Here is a 4270-nt window from a genome sequence, read left to right as displayed (position 1 = left end):
AAACCATATCACTGGACACTTTGGGGTTGCGTCTTACAAAATCCTCCATTTTATATTCATTAATAAAGCGATTATTCTCATCAACTATTACTTCAATTCTGTCAATTTTATAAGAGGTTTTTGGCTCGTAAAGCGCTTTGGTTGTGCCTTTTGAGTCGTAACTCATAACAACAAGGTCTTGTTGTTTTTGTGCTTTATCTAATAGACTTTGTTCAAATTTTGGATCATCCTCTAACATTTTCTTGCTAACAAAAATGGCGTGCATACCTTGGTTTTGGTCAAATTCTTTTAAAATTTTTAATGATGTATCCCTCCACCTTTGCAAATGTTCTATATGATATTCTCTTTCTTCCTGTGAAAAATCAGACGAAAATTCAGATGATGGTGGGTTAGTATTTAATGGATCTATAACATAAAGTTGCCCATCTCTACCTAATAACATTTGTAAATCATCAATGTCTAAATTTGGATGTTGATCAAATTTCTGTAATAAATTTTGAATATCGCTTAGCGTTTTGTGCGTTACCCGCTCATCTGGAACAGGTAGCCGCCCTGGTTTTGTTATTATTGAGTCATAAATGCGTTCAACCAAAATGCCATGGTGCTCTTGATTATCCTCATCAATCATGGAAATAGTTTTAAAATATTTTGGCGTTTTAATGCCCATTTCTCTAAATTTGTTAATCCACTCAATTTCGTTTTTTAATTGTCCAACTGAACGCTCATCATCTCGCCATTTATCTAGTTGTAAAAACAACAAATCGGGGTGGTCCTTTAAGGTGTAAGCGGTTTTTGTGGAACCATGTCCAATAGATTTACCTATATCCTTATATGTCAATGAATCGGGTGTTGTTCCATCATCCAGTCCCAATTTTAGATGATCTAAAACATCACCAATATTGGCAGAGCTTTGTGTTACCCAAGTAGGTTTTTCAACTTCATGATTCCAACGATGAACGATTTTTTGATCATCACCGTTCATGGTTTTAGAACCATCTTTATTTATATGTATATCGCCTAATCTACCGGTAACACTAGTGTCTCTTAAATATTTTCGGGTATAGAGTTGATTGGCATAATCTTGACTGAGTTTTTCGTTGTTACAACCCACCAAAGCGGCACGATTTAAGTAAGCGGAGTTATCTGTTGAATTTATCTTATAGTGTCGCACTAATTGATCGGTGTAATTCGCTAACTTTGTCGCCCCTACTTTTTCTAATGCTTCTGAATGTCCAACAATATTGATCCGTACACTGGAATCAGGTGTAAATGCTTTACCCTTTGGAAAAACCAATTTTCCTTGCTCATCAAGTGTCGCAATAATACTGGTATCGGGGTGTTTGCCAAGCAATGCTTCGGCGGCGTCTTTGGTAATCTTGTCTTCGCCAATGGATAAAATAATGTTGTATTTGTTTTTGCCGTTGCTTTTTAGGTTTAAGGCTTCGTGATCCTCAGAGGTGTTTACACGGAAAATAAGATCTCTGCTTTTCACCCAACCTTGTTGATTCATAAAATCAATACTCTCTTTTCTTAAATCAACATCTTGGTTTTGGTTATCTTGGGTAATGACTTCAACGGTGTTGAAGTCCAAATCTTTACTGTTGCTTGGTTCGTGAATGACTTCTTTTTCACCTGTTGCAAAATTATAAACAATAATGACTTTATTGTCTTCTTTCCGTGGGTCGCTTAGTATTTGTTGTTTTCGTGCATCGCTGTAAGATTCCCAGATTCTGCTGTCAATATAGGCAATATGATTGAGTGCTTTGTCAGTAAAACGCTTGTGGCGTTTTAAAATAGTTTGCTCAAATCCTTGCAAAGCACCTAATTGGATTGAATTATTCTTGCTACTTTCATGCAAATCAACATTCTGTGGATCTATAACATACAGTTGACCATCTTCAGCGATAATTCCTTGGAAATCCTGCACAAAAAGATGGGGATTATTTGCAAATATTTTTTGCAAATTTTTGATATCTTTTAAGGTTTCATTGTTGCAATTATCAAGCAGACTTGATTGAGGATTAATATAGGTTCTGTTTCTTAATCTTATATCCCGTGCACCTTTAATCTTTTGCACAACCAAGCCGCGTTGCTGGATATTAAAGTTGGGTATAGATCGGTCTACAAATGTGATTTGCTTATAACGCTCAGGTGTTTTCATACCAAGCGCGTCTAGTTGTTCTAAGCATGTTACTTCATTTGCAATATCGTTGGATTGACTCTCTGACTCTAATAACAACACCAATAAATCAGGTCGACCTTTAAAATTGTAGGCAGTTTTAAATGAACCTGCTCCAACAGCGTCGCCTAAGTCTACTTGTTCAGTGGTTAAAGTATCTGGAATACTATCTATATCGATAATATCAGCATCAATAATATCAGTATCAGATGAACCTTTAGAGCTCACACAACCCAGTTTCAAGTTTTCTAATATCTCCCCTGAACGCTTAGATTCTTCGGTCTGCTGGGTAACGATATTTAAGTCATCGTTCCACTGATAAATCATTTTTTTACCGCCCGTTTCCATGGTTTTGGTGCCATCAGGGTTGATTTGCATATCGCCTTTTCTGCCGGTTATTTCGGCAGTTGTTAATTCGGGTATGTCGTTATAAATGGCTTTGGCAAAATCCTGAGTGAGGTTTTGGTTAACGCCATCAGTGCTACAGCCAACTAAGGCGATACGCTCAATGTCGGTGCTGTCGTTGCCGTAGGTTTGCTGTAGTATTTTTACTTTATCTGCTAATGATTGTGCACCTTCTTCATTTAAATCAGTACCATGATCGACAAAACTAAGGCGCACATTGCCTTTAGGTGTATAAAGTCCATCTGTTAGCGTGATCAATTGTCCATTAGCATCAAAACGCACAATAATGCTGCTATCAGGATGTTTATTGGCAAGGGCTTGGGCGGCTTTGATTGCGACTTCGCTGTTACCATTTTGAACGATAATGTTGCTTCGATAGTTGCTGAAATCTTCTTTTAATGCATGACGAAAAACCATATCACTGGACACTTTGAGGTTGCCTCTTATTAAAGATCTCACTTGAGCTTTACTAATAAAGTGATTGCTCTTATCAACCATTACTTCAATTCTATCTATTTCATAGTTGGTTTTTGGCTCGTAAAGCACTTTGGTTGTGCCTTCTGAGTCGTAACTCATAACAACAAGATCTTGTTGTTTTTTTGCTTTGTTTAATAGGCTTTTTTCAAATGCTGGATCACGCTCTAACATAGCCTTATCAACAAGAATGGCGTGCATACCTTGGTTTTGATCAAAGACTCTTAGGGTGTTTAGTGAGGTCTTCCGCCATTCTTTTAAATCTTTTATATTGTCTTCTCTGATTTTCTGTGAAGAAGGACTCAAAGTTTCAGACGATGACGAGTAAGTGTTGAATGGGTCAACAACATAAAGTTGCCCATCTCTACCCAATAACATTTGAAAATCACCAATACTCAAATTTGAATGTTGTTCAAATTGCTGTAATAAATTCTGAATATCGCTCAGTGTTTTGTGTGTTATACGCTCACCTGGAGGAGTCATCCATCTCGGTGTTGTTATTAATGAGTCGTGAATGCGTTCAACTAAAACACCCTGATGTTCTTGAGCGTCTTCATCAATTACAGAAAGCACCTTAAAGTATGTTGGCGTTTTAACACCCATTTCTCTAAATTTGTTACTCCACTCAACTTCATTTTTTAATTGCTCAATGTAATTGCTTTCTTCTAGATTTTCATTTAGCTGTAAAAATAACAAATCAGGATGGTTTTTTAAAGTGTAGGCAGTTTTCGTGGTGCCTTCGTCAATGGGCTTGCCTATCTCCTCATAAGTCAATGAATCGGGAATATTTAAGGCAGTTTCATTATCTAACCCCAACTTTAGATGATCTAAAACTTTACTAATATTCTTAGAGCTTTGCGTTGTCCAAGTAGGTTTTCCAAATTCATAATCCCAACGATGAATGATTTTTTGATCCTTATCATTCATGGTTTTAGAGCCATCTTCGTTCACTTGAATATCGCCTAATCTACCGGTAACGCTAGTGTCTCTTAAATATCTTCGAGTATAAAGTTGTTTAGCGTAATTTTCACTAAGTAGCTGGTTTTTACAACCCACTAGCGCAGCACGATTCAAATAGGCGTGACTGCCTACTAAATCTATCTTGTAGTGTCGCGCTAATTGATCGGTGTAATCTGCTAACTTTATCGCTCCCACTTGTTCCAATGCTTCTGGATGTCCAACAATATTGATCCGTACACTGGAATCAGGCGT

Annotated in this window: 1 protein-coding gene; it reads right to left on the bottom strand. The window is 37.0% G+C overall.

Features of this window, described 5'->3' with window-relative positions; all coding sequences use genetic code 11:
- On the bottom strand, positions 1–4270 hold a 4270-nt coding region (locus BBROOKSOX_RS09150; RefSeq protein ID WP_139661268.1), incomplete at both ends, for a C80 family cysteine peptidase.

It is taken from the genome of bacterium endosymbiont of Bathymodiolus sp. 5 South, assembly GCF_900128535.1.
GTDB lineage: Bacteria > Pseudomonadota > Gammaproteobacteria > PS1 > Pseudothioglobaceae > Thiodubiliella.
Note: the sequence above shows the minus strand (reverse complement) of the source record. Positions and strands in the feature narration are given on the sequence as shown.